Below are 18,068 nucleotides of genomic sequence, written 5' to 3'. Positions count from 1 at the left end.
CGCCCCCTATCCCGAGATCCGGATTCCGGGGTTGACGCCCCAGATGGCCAAGGTGATGAACAGGTCCGCGAAGACCACCGCGATAATGCAGTACTTGATGGCGCGACCGGCCGCGACACCCACGCCCTCCGGGCCGCCCGAGGCGAAAAACCCGTAGTAGCACTGGATGAACGTGGTGATCGCGACGAAGATGATCGCCTTCAGCAGTGAGTACAGCACATCGACCGGTACCAGGAACTGATAGAAGTAGTGCTGGAATGTTCCGGACGCGGTGCCGCCGATCAACTGCACGGTCAGCGAGCAGGAGATGTACGCGAACGGCAGGGCCAGGCAGTACAGCGGCACGATCGCGATCATGGCCGCGATCATCCGGGTGCTCACCAGGTACGGAAGCGGCCGGATGGCAACCGATTCCAGTGCGTCGATCTCCTCGGAGATGCGCATGGCGCCCAGCTGTGCGGTGAACCGGCAGCCCGCCTGCGCCGCGAAGGCGAGGGTGGCCAGCATCGGGCCGAGCTCACGCGTGGTGGCGAATGCCGAGATGGCGCCGGTGAGCGGGCTCAGGCCGAGCAGGTTCAGCGAGGTGTAGCCCTGGATGGCGACGGTCATACCGCCGAATGCCGACAGGATGAGCACCACGCCGATGGTGCCGCCGCCGACGATGAGATTGCCGTTGCCCCAGGTGACATCGGACAGCAGTCGCCAGACTTCCTTGGGGTACTGCTTGAACGCCATCGGCATGGAGCCGAGTGAGCGCAGGAAGAAGAAGACCTGGTGACCGATGCGCGCAATGAAGTCGCGCGGCGACGTGGCGACGCCCTTGATCCGTTGGAACGGCCGCAGCAGCGGCGGAACATACGTTGCTGACACGACTCTCAGACCATCTGTGGTGGGAAGAGGGAGTTGTAGACCTGAGTGAGGATCAGGTTGACGCCGAAGAGCATGACGGCGGACATGACCACGGCGGTGTTCACCGAGTTGGCGACGCCACCGGGGCCGCCGCGGGCATTCAGGCCGGCGTCGCAGGCGATGATCGCCGCGAGCAGGCCGAAGATGAGCGACTTCAGCAGCGCCACAAAAAGATCAGTGGTGATCGCGAACGAGGCGAAGGTGCCGACGTAGGAGCCGGGGGTGCCGCCCTGGGCGAAGATATTGAAGACGTAGCCGGTCAGGAAGCCGACGAAAACCACGAAGCCGCACAGTAGTACGGAGACCAGCATGGCGGCGCCGAGGCGGGGGGCGACCAGGCGGCGCAGCGGGTCCACGCCCATGACGCGCATGGCGTCGATCTCTTCACGAATGGTGCGAGAGCCGAGATCGGCGCAAATGGCGGAGCCGACCGCGCCGGCGATCATCAGCGAGGTGACCAGTGGCGCACCCTGCTGAATGATGCCGAGGCCGTTGGCCGCACCGATGAAGGAGGTCGCTCCGACCTGTCCGGCGACCGAGCCGACCTGAATGGAGACGATGACACCGATCGGAATGGCAACCAGCAGTGTGGGTGCCGCCGCGACATTCGCCATGAAGGCGCACTGCCTGACGAACTCCGCGTAAGGGAAGCGTTTCCGGAAGATCGCCACGAACAGTTCGACAACGGCGGCGACTCCCATCGCCATCATCCGTCCGCCGGTCTCGAGCGACCGTTTGGGATGGTCCTCCCAATACCCCTTGGCCCAGCCGACGGCGGCATTAACCCTTGACTCCGTTGGGCTCCCCTGCCCGTCCAGACTCTTCGTCAACTGCACTCTGACTACCCCTCTCGACGCCGGGTTACCCGCCACCGGCGACTGTTTGCTTGACGCACCTTACTACGGAGTTAGGAAAAACACACCAGGCGTTGTGGTTCCGGTCATAGAGGCGGATCACTTTCTCTGAACGGTTGTGAACAGGCACATCACGGTTGGTTCACAACCCAAAGAACCAGGCAGACATCTAGAACTTGTTCTAATTTCTGAGTATGGGCAGAGACGTTTCGGTTGAAGTGAAGCCCCATTGGGTAAGAATTAATGGGAGAGAATTTATCGGAAATCCGGTCGAGTTATGCATAAATCCCATAACTGCATCCAACTCGGTATCACTGTGCAACGCGCGCAGGACACGGCTGCGCAACATGTGGCAGTACAAGCAGCCTTGCGGGACGAATACTGACAGGATGTGTTCCGCAGCTTTTTTCGAGCGGCTTCCGACGTCTGGAGGGACATGATCAGGAAACTCGCCGGTATGGCCGGCGTCTTCGCTTTTGCCGTGAGCACCGCGATGTTCGGCGCCGGGGCTGCGAACGCCGATCCCGCACCGGCAGTCATCGGTGGTGGCTCCGGCATCGTCATCGATGACATGTTCGAGTGCACCGTGACCACCATCGGTCACGACGGGGCCGGGCGGCTGGTCGGCATCACCGCGGGACACTGTGGTGACCCCGGGGCTCAGGTGTTCGCCGAAAAGGATCGCGGCGCAGGGCAGATCGGGAAGTTCGTGTACTCCAATCACGATCTGGATTACGCGGTCATCGAGTTCTTCCCGGATCGGGTCATTCCGGTGAATCGCATCGGCAATGTGGCTATCACCGGAATCGGCGGGCCGCCGAACTTCCCGATGATCGTGTGCAAAGAGGGACGGACCACCGGTAATACCTGTGGCCTCTCGTGGGGTGACGTCTTCGCGACCAATGTCGAGACGTGGAGTCAGATGTGTGTGGTGGAGGGCGATTCCGGGGCTCCGGTCGTTGTCGGCACCACCCTTGTCGGCATGGTGAACGCCTACCTGGCCCTCGCCTGCTTCGGCCCCGAGGTCGGGACGAATATGTCCTCGATCATGGGAGACCTGAACGGACGCGGCCAGATCGGCTCCGGATACAACCCTGTATAAATCGCCTCCGCTGTATTTTCTGCCTCCGCTTCGCTCCGGCGGGTTCGCGGCCCTGGGAGTCTCGTTCTTCCCTCCGCTTCGCTCCCCCGCTCCACTCAGTCCAGAACGAGACGGGCCGCGAACGCAGGGGCACTGCACAAGTGCGAGAAGCCCGGCCGGACAAGATGTCCGGCCGGGCTTCGCAGTTCTGGGAGCTGCCTCAGAGGGTGGCGACGCAGACGACGAGTTTGCGCTCGTCGTATACATAGCCCTGGTTGCCGACATTGCAGTCGTCGACGCTGTTGCTGTTCTTCAGGATCGAGAGCACCTTGACGCCGTCGGCCGCGCCGCGGGTGGTGCAGTCGATCCGCTTGGGGTCGTCACCGCTGCCCTTGGTGCCCAGATCGAGGCAGTCGCCGACGACCCAGTCGATGTCGAGGCAGATCGCGCCGGTCTCGACACCGGAGAGGGTCTCGTAGTACGCCTGGTCGACGTCGCTGGGGCACTGGGAATTGGTGGGCGCCTTGGCGACCACCTTGTAGTTGGAGTCCTTGCTTCCACAGGTGGCGTGCTTGATGGTGGCATTGTCGGTGGTGCCACCGAGTTTCACGCAGTCGCCGATGCTCGCCTGGAAGTCGGTATCGCCGCCGCGGTCGGCGGGCGGAGTGGAGGGTTTGCCGCTGGGGCCCGGCTTGCCGGTGGGCTTCGGCGTGGTGCCGGGCGCCTTGGTCGTGGAGATGGCCGAGTCCAGTCCGGGGGGAGCCGCTACCGGGCTGCCGGAAATGGTGGAACCGCAGGCTGCGAGCAGCAGGGCGGCGGCGGAGAGGGCCGGGACGGCGATCCGGGCGGAGATCTGCTGACGCAACACGAACTTGTCCTAAATTTGAGGTACACCAAGCTTTGAGTCTTGCCATGCATACACGACGTATCGGACACCGTCGACTCACAGCCCGCACACAGGGTTCGAGTCGAACCCGGGTAGTAGTGAATACGTATAGGAGAGCATGAGTACCGCCGCCCAACCGGTCGGTCCCGAGGCGCTGCACCAACCTCGGCTGGTGCTGCTGCATGCCCTGGCCGCGGGCGCCGATCTCGAGCGGTACTTCCGCCGCCGGGTCGAGCGGCACGGCGATCCCTTTCTGATGCGCTTCCCGTCCTTCGGGGCGGTCGTCTTCACCGGCACGCCCGAGGGTGCGCGCGAATTGTTCCGGGCGCCGGTCGAACTGCTGGCGCCGCCGCTGCCGAACCCCATCGAACCGATGGTAGGACCGGCCTCGCTCATTCTGGCGCGGGGCGAACGACATCGGCAGGAGCGCGCGGTGCTGGTGCCCGCGTTCCATCGGAATCGAATCAGCGCCTACGGCACAGTCATTCGCGATACCGCCCGAGACGAACTGGCGGGCGAGCGCACCGGGCGGGCCTGGCGGCCGGGCGAGCGCATCGATGCCCGGGATGCCGCGCGGGCCATGACATTACGGGTGATTCTGGCGGCGGTCTTCGGTATCGACGAACCCGAGCTGCTCGCCGAATACACGTCGGCCACAACGGAATTTCTGACTTCCTTCGGCACACCGCTGTTCGCGATACCGGCTTTGCGGCGCAATATGTTCGGATTGTCGGGCTGGGAGCGCTTCCAGACCGCGCGGGATCGACTCGACGGCTTGATCGATACCGAGGTCGCGCGCCGGCGCGCGGCCGAGAGCGGCGGCGCGGTCGCCGACCAGGATCTGCTCGGCATGCTGCTGCAGGCCCAGTACGAGGACGGCAGCGCCATGACCGACACCGACCTGCGCGAACAATTGCGCACCCTGCTGGTGGCCGGGCACGAAACCACGGCGACCGTGCTGGTGTGGGCGCTGTACCGGCTGCACCGGTCGCCGGAAACGCTCGCGCGATTGCGCGCCGAACTCGCTGCTGCCGGACCGGATCTCGATCCGATCGAGGTCGCGAAACTGCCGTATCTGGATGCGGTGTGCCAGGAGACGCTGCGCCTGCATCCACCGGTGCCGATCGTATTGCGCAGGCTCACCGGTGATTTCGTTTTCCGCGGCACCGCGCTGGTGGCGGGGGACACGATGGGGCTGTCGGTACAGCTGCTGCACACCGACCCCGAAGTGTGGAGCGAGCCACAGCGATTCCATCCCGAGCGGTTTCTCGAACGCCGCTACGGTCCGTTCGAGTTCGCACCGTTCGGCGGCGGGCACCGGCGCTGTGTCGGGGCGTCGCTGGCCGATTTCGAATTGCGGATCGTGCTGGCCACGGTGCTCGGTGCTGTGCGGTTGCGGCTGTCGCCACGCTTCGCGCGCCGCCGGGTGCCGTGGACCGTGCCGCACAATATTGCGACCGGTCCGCATGCGGCCATTACCTTCGAGACTCTCGAAGCCTGATGCGACTCCAGTGATTTGCCTCACATCCAGGTTTGAGTATGCGGGTACATCGCCGCCGGATACACCCGCGACCCGTTTCGGGAATCGCCGATGCGAACGGCGCTAATGCGCCAGCGATTCGCCCGTGGACAGTGGAGTGACCTGAACCACACCAGTGGGTCGGTATGAATAACTGCCACAAGCCAATTGGAATGCCTCTGCTCGCACGGTAGTAATGGATGCGGGGTTGGGACCTACAGCGGGCGGACTGCGCCCGCAATCTGCGTGTTGAACGAGGATCGAGAGGACCGAGAGCTGTGCGCATCACCCGGTACGGACTGATTTCCCTCGCCGTCATTGCGGCGACCGGAGCCGTGGTGGCAGCGCCCGCCTCAGCGACCCCGCTATGGCCGGGCGGCCCGGAGATTCCGGGTGTGCCCTCCGCTGTCATGCCGCAGCCGGCGCCCGGCGATCTGCCGACCGCGCCCGGCGCCAATTCGCCGCTGCCGCCGGCCAATTTCGCGGCCCCGAACATCAGCCCCGGCGACGGGGACGTGGTCGGCGTCGCGCAGCCGGTCATCATCAACTTCAAGGATCCGGTCAGCGATCACGCCGGTGCGGAGAAGGCGATCCGGATCACCTCGACCAACAAGGTGGACGGTCACTTCTACTGGATGGGCGATAAGCAGGTTCGCTGGCGCCCCGAGGACTTCTGGCCGTCGGGCACCAAGGTCACCGTCGAGGGCGGCGGCACCAAGGTCGCCTACGAGATCGGCGACGAGTTCATCGCGACCGCGGACGACAGCACCCACCAGATCGTGGTCACCCGCAATGGCGAGGTCGTGAAGACCATGCCCACCTCCATGGGCAAGACCGGGCACGAGACGCCCAACGGCACCTACATCGTCAGCGAGCGCAATCGCAAGATGATCATGGATTCCTCGACCTACGGTGTGCCGACGACCGATCCGCAGGGCTACAAGCTCGAGGTCGAGTACGCCACCCGCATGTCCAACAGCGGCATCTTCATTCACGCCGCTCCGTGGAGCGTCGCGCAGCAGGGCTACTCCAACAGCTCGCACGGCTGCCTCAATGTGAGCACGGACGATGCGAAGTGGTACTTCGACAATGTGAAGAAGGGTGATCCGGTGGTTGTGAAGAACACCAGCGGCGGCACCTTCAGCACCAGCGACGGCTGGGGCGACTGGAACTAGGGGAAGCCCTAGCCCAGCAAGAACTTTCGCAGGCCCCGCCCATTATGGGCGGGGCCTGCGGTTGTTTCGGGGGAGGTAGCTGGCCCAGCGGCCGGGCCACGTCTTCGACACGGCCCGCCGCGCACTTGTTCGGTGGTCCGCTCACCGGATTGCCGCAGATTCCTTGCGCGGCAGACCGGTAAGTGCGTGGCGGGACGGAGGGGTGCCGTGCGGTCGAGGCCGGCGGGCGGCATCGCGCCGACACTCAGGCGAGGTGCTGGGTGGTGGGGGCGTACTGCGCGAGCGTGATTCCGTTGGAGGCGTGGTTGAGGGGCTTCATGATGGAGCGCAGGGCCATGCCCTTCCAGGGGAGGCGGCGCATGACGCGCAGGGCCGTAGTCTGGATTTTGAGGCCGCGTTTGTCGGCGGCGACCATCTGGTTGGCGTTGTTCCAGCCGAGGGTGAGGTTCAGGTCGACATATTCGGTCATGCGGGTCTGGTAGTTGCCGAAGGCGATGGTGTGGTCGCCGTGGGCGGCATTCAGCTCTCCGGCAAGGACATACGCGCCAACCAGGGCCATGCTGGTGCCCTGGCCCGAGAGCGGGGACGGGCTGTAGGCGGCATCGCCGACCAGGGCGATACGGCCCCTGGACCAGCGCTCGAGGTGGATCTGGCTGACCGAGTCGAAGTAGAAGTCCGGTGATTGCGTCATGAGGCGCAACAGGTTCTGCGTCTCCCAGCCGGCATCGGCGAAGGCCTCGGCGACCACTCGCTGCTGGGCGGCGATATCACCGCGCTCGGGCAGGGCTTCCGGGGCCCGGAAGATGAACTGCGCCTTCGCCGAATGCTGCTGCGTGCTGTACACCTGCACGATCTGCCCGGGTGTCGGGTGCACCAGCTCCCAGTGGTCGAGGTTCAGGTAGTTGGGCACCGAGATCACGCAGGCGGCCATGCCGGTGTGCTTGGCGAACTGCGCCTCCGGGCCGAAGGTGCTGCGGCGCACCGTGGAATGCATGCCGTCGGCGCCGATCACCAGGTCGAACACGCGGGGTGCGGCGTGCCGGAAGCGCACCGAGACGCCGTCGGCCTCCTCGGTCAGATCGGCGATCGAGTCGCCGAACAGGTACTGCACGTCGTTCTTGGTGGCGTCGAACAGGATTCGGGCGAGATCGCCGCGCAGCACCTCGTCGTCGCGGGGGCCGCGCAGCCCGATCAGGTCCGGGCCGAGAGTGGCCAGGGTCTTGCCCGACGCGTCCACCCAGTCGCCGCCGCGCATGGCGGTGGAGGCGCGCTCGATCTCCGGCAGCAGGCCCATGCGGTCGACGACCTCCATTGCGGTGCCGCGAATGTCGACCTTGTAGCCGCCTTCGCGCAGGGCCGGGGCTTCCTCCACCACTGTCACGGCGAAGCCGTAGCGGTGCAGCCAGTAGGCGAGAGCGGGGCCCGCGACGCCGGCGCCGGAGATGAGGACGGTCTTGCTGGTGAACTGCCGCTTCGTTGTCATGAGAGAAGCATCTGCCGCACCCCTCACCAACCACTCACCATCGGCTCACCGCCGCTCACCGGCTGGTGAGCAGGGGCTATACGCCGATCCCTAGCTGTGAAAGCTAGAGCGCTCTCCGCGGATCCAGGGTGTGGCAGCTAAAGTTCGCAGCTGCCGACAAGGGCGAGCACCTGATCCGGTGACAATGCGACGCCGCGGCGGTAGGCGGCATCGAAAAGTAGTCCGCCCAGGGCCTTCCGGGCAGCAACCGCCACATCCACTGCTTCTGGAGCACCGGCAAGAGCGACACCGCGCAGAGCCTCGGCGGCACCCAGCAGGGTCGCCGCCAGTTCCGTGTCCCCGGCGGCAAGCGCCACACCGGCCACGCCCTCGACAGCACCCGCTGCCAATGGCGGCAGACTGCTCGCAAGCGCCAGTTCCAGCGCTTCGCGATGGCTCGAAAACCTCTGTGTCTGCGCTATTTCGGCGATCGCCAGCCAACCGAGACCGATCAGCGCGCGAACACGCGCCTCCACCGAGCCGATCGAATCACCGCCGGGCAGTGCCAGCGCCGCCTCGTACCGCGCCCGCGCCACGTCCTGATCAGTGCGGCGTGCGATGTCGCCCAATCCGCATAAAGCATTGGCGCGCATATCTGTTGCGCCGATAGACCGGGAGAGCTCAGCCGCGCGCTCATAGTCCGCTCGAGCGGCATCGCGCTCCTGCTCCGAATCCACATTGCGCGCATGGATATCGCCACGCCGATTCAGCAGGTCAGCAGCGTCGGCAACCATCCCCAGCTCCGTCCCGAGCGTGATGGCCTCATCGATCAGCGCCAGCGAACCCGCGCGATCACCCCGCAGATCGGCAACCGCGGCAAGCTTGTCCAACGTAGCCGCAATGGCCCACCGATCCCCGGTTCGCCGGAATCCGCCCAGCGCCGCAAGGAACTCCGGCTCCGCCTCGACCGCATGCCCCGACATGAACAACCCCAGCCCAGCCCCCAGCCGCTCGAACGCCCGAGGCCAATCGTCAGCCCCGAGTAACCCCTGCAACTCCTCCGGATCCCCCGGTATCAACCCACCCACCAGCGCCAACAAGAACACCACATGCGGCCGCCGCAGCGGCCCCGCCAGCTCAGCGATTCCCGCCGCCGCCCGCTCGATCGGCGTCGCCCCATCGATCGCCACAGAACGAGAACCTGATTCCGCAACGTATCGGTCGGCCTCCCCAGCACGGTCGCCACTCGCCGGGCGGTTTTCGACGGCATCGGCAGTAGAAGATGCGGGGGCATATACCGCCGCTTCACCAAGGGGCGTGGCACGTTCGTCTGCGGTGCGACCTCCGCCCATCGCGGGGGCAGGCTCCCCGTTTCGCGGGACGCGCTCGCTCTCGGCCCCGGTATCGGTGCCGGTTGGGGCCGGCTGCGCAGCGGATGGCGTGGCGAGCGCACCACCTCGCGCAGCAACCGCGACACACAGGGCGTAGTCCTCGGCGGAGACGGGTGGGCGCTGCGCTGCACGGACGCCGGCAGCGCAGCACGAACCATTGCCCGGCGCAGCGGTATCGGCGCCGGTCGGCGGGCAGATTGTCTCCTGTAGGCCGGCCGGTGGAGTATGCGGCGCTTCGATGTCGGCTGGGACGCGGGAATCGGGGGATCGCGGAGGGAGGTTCGAATACAGCTGGGCGAGGAGGTGATTCGCTAGCTCGGGAGCGTCGCCGGAGCGGCCGGTCAGCCACCAGTACCAGGATTGTGCGGCGATCAGCCGCAGGGCCAGTAGGGGATCGGTGTGGACGGACCAGTGCAGGGCGGCTTGGAGGTTGTCGTGATCGGCGGTGAGGTTGGAGAGCCAGGTGAGCTGGTCTGGGCCGCGTAGGGCTGGGTCGGCTTGTTCGGCCAGGGCGGTGTAGAACTCGGCGTGGGCTCGGAGAAGGGTTGTGTGGTCGCCGGATTCGGTGAGGTGGCGGAGGGCGAACTCGCGGATGGTCTCGAGCATGCGGTAGCGGCCGTCGACCACTGTCATCAGGGATTTATCGACCAGTGCTGGGAGCAGTTCGTCGGCTTCGGCCCAGTCGGCGTCGTACGACAGATGCGCCGGAGGTGCGGTCAGCCTGGCCGCGGGATGGCCGGTTGGATCGAGAGAGCCGCAGATTCGGGTGACTGCGGCGAGGGTGGCGCCGCCGGAGAAGACTGCGAAGCGTTGGGCCAGTTGTTGTTCGGGGGGATCGAGGAGGTCCCAGCTCCAGGCGACTACGGCCTGGAGGGTTTGGTGGCGGGGGTCGGCGGTGCGGTCGCCTCGGGACAGGAGGCGGAAGCGGTTGTCCAGGCGGGCGTCGATGTCGCCGAGGCCGAGGGTGCGCAGGCGGGCGGCGGCCAGTTCGATGGCCAGGGGGAGGCCGTCGAGGCGGGTGCAGATGCGGGATACGGCGGTGATGGTGCCGGCGTCGACGGTGAAGCCGGGGCGGGCCGCGGCGGCGCGGTCGGCGAAGAGGCGGACGGCGGGGCTGCGGAGTTGGCCGGCCAGGCGGGCTTCGGGGGCGGGGACCGGGAGTTGGGGGACGTGGAAGACGGTTTCGCCGGTGATGCTCAAGGGTTCTCGGCTGGTGGCCAGGATGCGCAGGGCGGGGCAGGAGAGCAGGAGGCGGTGGGCCAGGCGGGCGGTATCGAGCACCAGGTGTTCGCAATTGTCGAGGATGAGCAGCAGGGGACGGTCGGTGAGGAGGGCGAGCAGTTGGGCCTCGGGGTCGCGGTGGCCGGATTGGGTTGCGTCCCTTCCGCCCAGGGCCGCGATGACAGCGGGGGCGAGCTGTGCGCCGTCGGTGAGGGCGGCCAGTTCGACCAGGCAGCGGTCACCGCGGACTCCGGCGCCTGCCTCCAGCGCGAGCCGGGTTTTGCCGGTGCCACCCGGGCCGATCAGCGTCACCAGGCGTGACTGGGCCAGCAGCGGAATCAGCTGTGCCAGTTCCGATTCGCGGCCGACGAAGCTGGTGAACTGCGCGGGTAGCCGACGCAGGGCAGCGGTGGGCGCGGCATCGGCCCGCAGGATCGCGAGGTGTGCTTCGGCCAGCTCGGCGCCCGGATCGGCGCCCAGTTCATCGGCGAGCAGCAGCCGTCCCTGCTCGAACGATTCGAGCGCGTCCGCCTGTCGGCCCGCCGCGTACAGTGCGCGCATGAGCAAGGCGCGCAACCGCTCCCGCAGCGGATGCAGGGCGACCAGCTCCGGCAGTGTGGACACCACTGCGTGATGGTCGCCCAGCGTCAGGGCTGCTTCGGCGCGATCGGCCAGGACTTCCAGGCGGGCCTCGTTCAACCGCGCCGCCTGTACTTCGGCGAACGGAGAGTCCAAGACCTCCGCCAGAGCGGGACCTCGCCAGAGCGTCATCGCCGCATCGAGCAAGGTGACTGCGGCAGCGGCATCCCGATCGCGCAGCGCATTCCGCCCGTCCTCGGCCAACTTGGCGAAGCGGTGCACGTCCACCACCTGCGGATCTACCGCGAGCCGATACCCGGCAGATGAGGATTCAACGAATTCCTGCGCACCCGAGCCGGTGCCCTGCGCACCTGAGCTGACCTGCGCACCTGAGCTGACCTGCGCACCCGAGCCACCCTGCGCACCCGAGCCACCCTGCGCACCCGAGCCACCCTGCGCACCCGAGCCACCCTGCGCACCCGAGCCACCCTGCGCACCCGAGCCACCCTGCGCACCCGACTCGTCAAGCTGTGCGCCCGAGCCGTTCCGCAGCGCACGGCGCAGGCGGGATACCTGCGACTGCAGGGCATGTGCCGCATCGCCCGGCGGATCTTCACCGTAGAGGCCGTCGATCAATCGCTCGCGAGTGACGAGCCGCCCGGCGTCGAGGAGTAACAGGGCCAGCAGCGACCGCACCTGCGGGCCGCCTACAGCGATCGGGGTTCCATCGGCTCGCCGCACTTCAATGGATCCGAGTATCCCGAACTGCACGATGGTCAGTATGCCCGGAGCGCCGGGGCGTAGTTCTTCACCACAGGTGAGGTCGGTCCGACTAGCCGTCTCCGTGGATCCCGGCCAAAAGCATGCCGGGATGACAAGGCTGGTGGGATGGGTGCGGGGTGACGCCGGCTGCCATCGCGTGCGTGCGGGAGTGCAGTCGACATATCGAGGATGTCGCGTCCGAATTCTCCAGATTGTCGTCTCGGTGCCATTCCTCCCATGAAAGGCCATGTGCCGCCGTACGATTCGGCGCATGTCCGCGCCACCAGCGGGTGCGTCCGGTGAACAGTCGGTTGCGCCTGTGCGCCGACTATTCAACCGCCCAGCATCTAATCGTTACCGGCTAGTCGACCGCAACCGGCACGCTGCGCGGGTGAAGTCGAGTCCTGAACGAGTACTACCGCAGCCCCCGGGACGTGGCTGGCGCGGCAGACCCTGGCAGGACTATGCGCTCTTCACCGTGCTCGTCGCGCCAAACCTGGTGCTGTTGTCGGTTTTTGTGTACCGGCCGCTGATCGACAATATTCGCCTGTCGTTCTTCGACTGGAATATCTCCGATACCACCGCCACCTTCGTCGGCCTGGGCAACTATCGCGAGTGGTGGGGCCGCCACGATTCTTGGCAAATCGTAGGCAACACCGTGGTCTTCACGCTGGCCGCCGTCATCGGCAGTATGGTGCTGGGTTTGGCACTGGCTCTGCTGCTGGACCGGAAGCTGTTCGGCCGCAATGTGGTCCGGTCCGCGGTCTTCGCGCCGTTCGTCATCTCCGGCGCGGCCATCGGCGTGGCCTTCCGCTTCCTCTTCGATCCCAGCATCGGCATGGTGCAGGACCTGCTGCACAAGGTCGGGGTGCACAGCATTCCGGACTTCTACCAGGACCCGCACTGGGCCATGTTCATGATCACGGTCACCTACATCTGGAAGAACCTGGGCTATACGTTCGTCATCTATCTGGCGGCGCTGCAAGGGGTTCGGGCCGATCTGATGGAGGCGGCCGAGATCGACGGCGCGAGCCGGTGGACGACCTTCACCCGGGTGCTGCTGCCGCAATTGCGCCCCACCACGTTCTTCCTGTCCATCACCGTGCTGCTCAATTCGCTGCAGGTCTTCGACATCATCAATGTGATGACGCGCGGCGGGCCGCTCGGCACCGGCACCACCACCATGGTGTTCCAGGTCTATCAGGAATCGTTCCGGAATTTCCGGGCCGGATACGGCGCGACGGTCGCCACCATCATGTTCGTGGTGCTGCTGATCGTGACGCTCGTACAGGTGCGCATCATGGATCGGGGCGAACAGTGAAGCGGCTCGGGGCGACGACCAAGAATCTCGACAATGCCCGCTGGGCAACGATTTTCGGCTATGCCGCCATGGTGTGCGTGCTGATCGTCGTCGGCGTGCCGCTGTTCTACATCTTCATCACCTCGTTCAAGGCGCGGCCGGACATCTACACGAATCCGGCGGTGTACTGGCCGCACAGCTGGCATCCGGAGAATTACCGGGACGCCACCACGACCCTGCCGTTCACGACATTCCTGCGGAACTCGATCATCGTCACCGTCATCATCTCGGCGGTGAAGTTCGTGCTGGGCGTGCTCAGCGCGTACGGCCTGGTGTTCCTGCGGTTTCCGGGTAAGACGGTGCTGTTCCTGGTGATCATCGCGGCGCTCATGGTGCCGAATCAGATCACCGTCATCTCCAACTACGCGCTCATCGCGCAGCTGGGCTGGCGAAACACGCTGCAGGGCATCATCGTTCCGCTGTGCGGGGTCGCCTTCGGCACCTTCCTCATGCGCAACCACTTCCTGTCGCTGCCCGCCGAGGTCATCGAGGCCGCGCGCATGGACGGCGCCGGCTGGTGGCGACTGCTGACCCGGGTGGTGCTACCCATGTCCGGGCCGACCATGGTCGCGTTCGCCGTGGTCACGATGGTGAACGAGTGGAACGAATACCTGTGGCCGTTCCTCATGGCGGACGACTCCCGAGTCGCGACACTGCCGGTCGGGCTCACGCTGCTGCAGAACACCGAGAACCCCAGCGTCACCAATTGGGGTCCGGTCATGGCCGGAACCCTGCTCACCATGCTCCCCATTCTCATCGTTTTCCTCGCGCTACAGCGTCACATGATCAAGGGCCTCACCTCCGGTGCGGTCAAGGGTTAAGTCCCAGAAGGAGATTCCCGTGTCGGAAGCACGAACCTCTGCCGAATCCATGGCCCGCCGCGCCCTGTCGCGACGCGGGTTCCTGGGTCTCACCGGTGCGGCCGCCGCCGGGCTCGCGCTCACCGCCTGTGCCGGAACCGGCAGCAGCGGCAAGCAGGGCGGTGACTCGAACACCATCACCTTCTGGTCCAACCACCCCGGCACGTCCAAGGATCAGGAGAACGAGCTGATCAACAGGTTCCAGGCCAAGTACCCGGATCTGAAGGTCAAGCTGATCGACGCCGGCAAGAACTATGAAGAGGTGTCGCAGAAGTTCAATGCGGCGCTGTCCGGCGGGGACCTGCCGGATGTGGTTGTGCTGTCGGATGTCTGGTGGTTCAACTATGCGCTGAACGGCACCCTCGAGCCGCTGGACAGCCACTTCGGTTCCGCCGGTGTGAAACTCGACGACTACGTGGACACGCTGGCCGCGGACTACCTGTTCAACGGCAAGCATTACGCGCTGCCGTACGCCCGCTCGACCCAGATCTTCTACTACAACAAGGATGTCTGGTCCAAGGCCGGTCTGCCCGACCGCGGCCCGAACAGCTGGCCGGAATTCGACGAGTGGGGTCCGAAGATCCAGCAGGTCATGGGCGGTGACAAGTGGGCGCACGGCTGGGGCGACGCCGTGAACTACCTGGGCTGGACGTTCCAGGGTCCGATGTGGACCTTCGGCGGCGGTTACTCCGACGACTGGAAGCTGAAGTTCAACGACCCCAAGTCGATTGCCTCGGGGAAGTTCTTCAGCGACATGATCAATGTGAAGAAGTACGCGAGCATCCGCTCGCAGATCGTCACCGATTTCGGCACCGGTGTTGTCGGCTCGGCCATCGCATCGACAGGTGACCTGAAGGGCGTCAAGCAGAACGCCGCGGGCAAACTGGAATTCGGCACCGCGTTCCTCCCGCACCCGAGCGGCCCCGGCGCGACCACCGGTGGTGCGGGCCTGGCCATCCCGTCCCGCATCTCGGACGCGCGCAAGGAGAATGCGCTCAAATTCATCGAGTTCATCACCAATGCCACGAATACCTCGTACTTCTCGCAGGCCACCGGGTACATGCCGGTCCGCAAGTCGGCGCTGCAGGATCCGACCGAGCAGGACTTCCTGGCGAAGAACCCCAACTCCAAGACCGCCATCGACCAGCTGGCACTGACGAAGTCGCAGGACTTCGCCCGCGTCTTCGTGCCCGGCGGCGACCAGATCATCGGCACCGGCCTGGAGCAGATCGGCCTGCAGAACCGGGATGTGACAGCGGCTTTCGCGGATATCACCACCCAACTGCAGACCATCATCGACCGGCAGATCACCCCCAAGCTGCCCAAGTAATCAGTCAGGAGACCCGCCGGCATGGCGACTGTGCAGTTCGAGGGCGTGTCCCTCAGTTATCCGGGTGCGCCCGGCCCCGCGGTGGCAGACCTGAACCTGGATATCGCCGACGGCGAATTCCTGGTACTCGTCGGACCGTCCGGCTGCGGCAAATCCACCAGTCTGCGCATGCTGGCGGGCCTGGAAGCGGTGTCTTCCGGGCACATTCGCATCGGCGGTGTCGAGGTGACCGGGCTGCCGCCGCGCGCTCGGGACGTGGCCATGGTGTTCCAGAGCTATGCGCTCTACCCGAATATGACAGTCGCGGACAATATGGGATTCGCGCTGCGCAATGCCGGGATGAGCAAGGCCGACACCCTGGTTCGGGTCAAAGAGGCGGCGGCGATGCTGGAGCTCGAGGAGCTCCTGGACCGCAAGCCCGCCAAGCTGTCCGGCGGGCAGCGACAGCGAGTTGCCATGGGGCGAGCCATCGTTCGGCGCCCGCAGGTGTTCTGCATGGACGAACCGCTGTCGAATCTGGATGCCAAGCTTCGGGTGAGTACGCGGTCGCAGATCGCGGCGTTGCAGAAGCGGCTCGGAACGACCACGGTGTACGTCACGCATGATCAGGTCGAGGCTATGACCATGGGGCATCGGGTCGCGGTGCTGAAGGACGGCAAGTTACAGCAGATCGCCGCTCCGCGTGAGCTTTACGACGATCCGGTGAATACGTTTGTCGCCGGTTTCATCGGGTCGCCCGGGATGAATTTGCTCACCGCGCCGGTGCGGGACGGTGCTGCCGAGTTGAACGATTTGCGAATTCCGTTGCCGCACGGTGTGTCAGGGGATCGTGTCGTGGTGGGGATTCGCCCGGAATCGTGGGAGGTAACCACCGATCCGGAGAATTCACTGGCAGTCGAGGTCGAGTTGCTCGAGGAGTTGGGATCGGAGTCATTCCTCTATTCGCACGGTGTGAACGATGAATGGTCCAGTCGCACCGGCAGAATCGTCGCTCGAGTAGATCGTCGGTTCCAGGTTGCACTGGGTGATCGGTTGCGACTTGCTCCCAAGCGAGAAGAGGTGTTCTTTTTCGACGCGTTGAGCGAACTGCGAATTCGATAAAGGACAAATCGGAATTCTGAATAGCCTTATATCACAATATTTTTCGCCTGTTGGGGTCTGTTTTTCGGCGGTAGAATGGAGGCATGAATCCGGGGGGAGAATCCGCCATCGTATCGAGTGCACACGCACTCGATACCGCCGTGGAAAACCTCCTCGATGCCTCCCTCACACCCTTGCTGGACGAGGAATTCATCGCAGTGATGCGTGAAGTCGAGACCAGCATGCGCAAACTCGAAGCCGTCAAGCACCGGTTCGTCACCGAAACCTGCACCCGCTCCCTGGCCGCGCGTGCCGGATCGGCGTCCCCGATCAAATTCTTGGAACAAACCCTGCGATTGAGCCACGCTGATGCGGTCTCGCGGGTCAACGCCGCCAAACAGTTGAGCCCGCAACCAGCGCTCGGCGGGGACCTGGAACCGGAATTGGCGTATGTCGCCGAAGCCCAACGCGCCGGGGAGATCTCGGTCGATCATGTGCGGCGGATCGCGCAGGTCCTCAAGCGCATCCCGTGTGCCGCCGACCCCGGCCAAAAGGACCTGGCCCAAGATGTTTTGACCACCTACGCCCGCACCGACAGCCCGGACAAACTGCTCGATCTGGGTGAGGTCATCCTGGCGAACATCGACCCCGACGGCACCCTGACCCAGGACAAGGACCGTGAACGCATGCGCGGGCTCACCCTCGGGCGCAAGCGTGCGGACGGGATGTCGCCGTGGATCGGGGAGATCACCGAGCCGTTGCGGGAAATCCTCGAACCGTTGCTGGCCAAATTCGCCCGCCCCGGCATGTGCAACCCGGCCGATCCGCACAGCCCGAAGGTCGCCGACCGCACCCTCGACCGCCAGAAACTGAAAGCCGCCGCCGAACGCGATAACCGCAGTGCGGCGCAACGCAACCATGATGCCCTGTTGGCGGTGCTGCGGTTTCAGCTCGACCGCCCCAAACTCGGCTCCCACCGCGGTTTGCCCGTGGAAGCGATCATCGTCATGCGCCTGGAAGACCTCGAGCGGGGTGCGGGGATCGCGACCACCGCGACCGGGGGCACCCTGACCATCCCGCAAGCCCTGGAACTGGCCTCCGGAACCCGACCGTTGTTGGTGGTGTTGAACAAGGCCGGACTGCCCCTGTATTTGGGGCGCGGGCGAGACCGGTTGGCCACTCCCGCACAACGACTGGCGCTGATCGCCTCCGACAAGGGTTGCACCCGACCCGGGTGCAGTGCTCCTGCCTCGATCTCGGCCGCTCATCACGTCACCGGATGGGCCGAAGGCGGCCCCACCGACATCGACAACCTGACCTTGGCGTGCGATGGGTGCCACGCGATGATCCACGACGGGCCCGGGGGCTGGAAAACCATTGTCATGGGCGAGGATACCCAGTTCCCGGGCCGGACCGGGTGGATCGCCCCACCCCACATCGACCCCACCGGGGCCCCGCAGGTCAATCACCTGCACCACACCGGTGAACTGATGGCCGGTGCCCTGAACGAGATCCGGGCCCGGGAACGGTCGCAACGCGAGCGACGGCGGGCATGGCTCGATGCCCGCACAACCACCCCCACCCGCGAATAGCGGACCA

General features: G+C 65.5%; 13 protein-coding genes. 8 read left to right on the top strand and 5 right to left on the bottom strand.

All coding sequences use genetic code 11. From position 1 onward, the window contains the following. Nucleotides 1-6 precede the first annotated feature (6 nt). Together OG716_RS31725 and OG716_RS31720 are read right to left on the bottom strand one after the other, a co-directional pair. Nucleotides 7-870: an ABC transporter permease gene (locus OG716_RS31725; RefSeq protein ID WP_327142917.1), complete on the bottom strand. Its 864-nt coding sequence runs from the start codon at nucleotides 868-870 to the stop codon at nucleotides 7-9. Between the two features lie 5 nt (nucleotides 871-875). Beyond that, entirely contained in the window at nucleotides 876-1,745 is an 870-nt protein-coding gene (locus OG716_RS31720) for an MlaE family ABC transporter permease (protein WP_405134144.1), read from the bottom strand. Nucleotides 1,746-2,199: 454 nt separating this feature from the next. Here OG716_RS31720 and OG716_RS31715 point away from each other — a divergent pair, with 454 nt between their 5' ends. Beyond that, entirely contained in the window at nucleotides 2,200-2,865 is a 666-nt protein-coding gene (locus OG716_RS31715; protein ID WP_355125260.1) for a serine protease, read from the top strand. A gap of 199 nt (nucleotides 2,866-3,064) precedes the next feature. Here the strand turns inward: OG716_RS31715 and OG716_RS31710 are convergent, their stop codons facing one another. Then, nucleotides 3,065-3,712: a hypothetical protein gene (locus OG716_RS31710; RefSeq protein ID WP_405134143.1), complete on the bottom strand. Its 648-nt coding sequence runs from the start codon at nucleotides 3,710-3,712 to the stop codon at nucleotides 3,065-3,067. 136 nt (nucleotides 3,713-3,848) lie between these two features. Between OG716_RS31710 and OG716_RS31705 the strand changes: the two genes are divergently transcribed. Both OG716_RS31705 and OG716_RS31700 read left to right on the top strand, forming a co-directional pair. Beyond that, a complete protein-coding gene (locus tag OG716_RS31705) occupies nucleotides 3,849-5,231 on the top strand; it encodes a cytochrome P450 (protein ID WP_405134142.1) in 1,383 nt (460 codons plus the stop codon). Between the two features lie 296 nt (nucleotides 5,232-5,527). Then, nucleotides 5,528-6,424, top strand: coding sequence for an Ig-like domain-containing protein (locus OG716_RS31700; RefSeq protein WP_405134141.1), 897 nt, complete (start codon nucleotides 5,528-5,530; stop codon nucleotides 6,422-6,424). Between the two features lie 244 nt (nucleotides 6,425-6,668). Here the strand turns inward: OG716_RS31700 and OG716_RS31695 are convergent, their stop codons facing one another. Both OG716_RS31695 and OG716_RS31690 read right to left on the bottom strand, forming a co-directional pair. After that, a complete protein-coding gene (locus OG716_RS31695) occupies nucleotides 6,669-7,907 on the bottom strand; it encodes an FAD-dependent monooxygenase (RefSeq protein ID WP_405134140.1) in 1,239 nt (412 codons plus the stop codon). Between the two features lie 137 nt (nucleotides 7,908-8,044). Further along, the gene (locus OG716_RS31690) at nucleotides 8,045-11,848 is read right to left on the bottom strand and encodes a BTAD domain-containing putative transcriptional regulator (protein WP_405134139.1); all 3,804 of its coding nucleotides are present in this window, start codon (nucleotides 11,846-11,848) and stop codon (nucleotides 8,045-8,047) included. Between the two features lie 382 nt (nucleotides 11,849-12,230). Between OG716_RS31690 and OG716_RS31685 the strand changes: the two genes are divergently transcribed. From OG716_RS31685 to OG716_RS31665, 5 genes are all read left to right on the top strand, one after another. Beyond that, nucleotides 12,231-13,160 carry a carbohydrate ABC transporter permease gene (locus tag OG716_RS31685; RefSeq protein ID WP_405134138.1) on the top strand — a complete coding sequence of 310 codons (930 nt, stop codon included), beginning with the start codon at nucleotides 12,231-12,233 and terminating at the stop codon, nucleotides 13,158-13,160. A 68-nt stretch (nucleotides 13,161-13,228) separates the two neighbouring features. Then, nucleotides 13,229-14,020, top strand: coding sequence for a carbohydrate ABC transporter permease (locus OG716_RS31680; RefSeq protein ID WP_405140040.1), 792 nt, complete (start codon nucleotides 13,229-13,231; stop codon nucleotides 14,018-14,020). Nucleotides 14,021-14,069: 49 nt separating this feature from the next. Then, entirely contained in the window at nucleotides 14,070-15,389 is a 1,320-nt protein-coding gene (locus tag OG716_RS31675) for an ABC transporter substrate-binding protein (RefSeq protein ID WP_405140038.1), read from the top strand. 21 nt (nucleotides 15,390-15,410) lie between these two features. Further along, nucleotides 15,411-16,490, top strand: coding sequence for an ABC transporter ATP-binding protein (locus OG716_RS31670; protein ID WP_405134137.1), 1,080 nt, complete (start codon nucleotides 15,411-15,413; stop codon nucleotides 16,488-16,490). Nucleotides 16,491-16,573: 83 nt separating this feature from the next. Next, entirely contained in the window at nucleotides 16,574-18,061 is a 1,488-nt protein-coding gene (locus OG716_RS31665; RefSeq protein WP_405134136.1) for a DUF222 domain-containing protein, read from the top strand. Nucleotides 18,062-18,068: the final 7 nt, after the last annotated feature.

Source organism: Nocardia sp. NBC_01388, assembly GCF_045040085.1.
Lineage (GTDB): Bacteria > Actinomycetota > Actinomycetes > Mycobacteriales > Mycobacteriaceae > Nocardia.
This window is presented reverse-complemented; position numbering and strand designations above follow the sequence as displayed.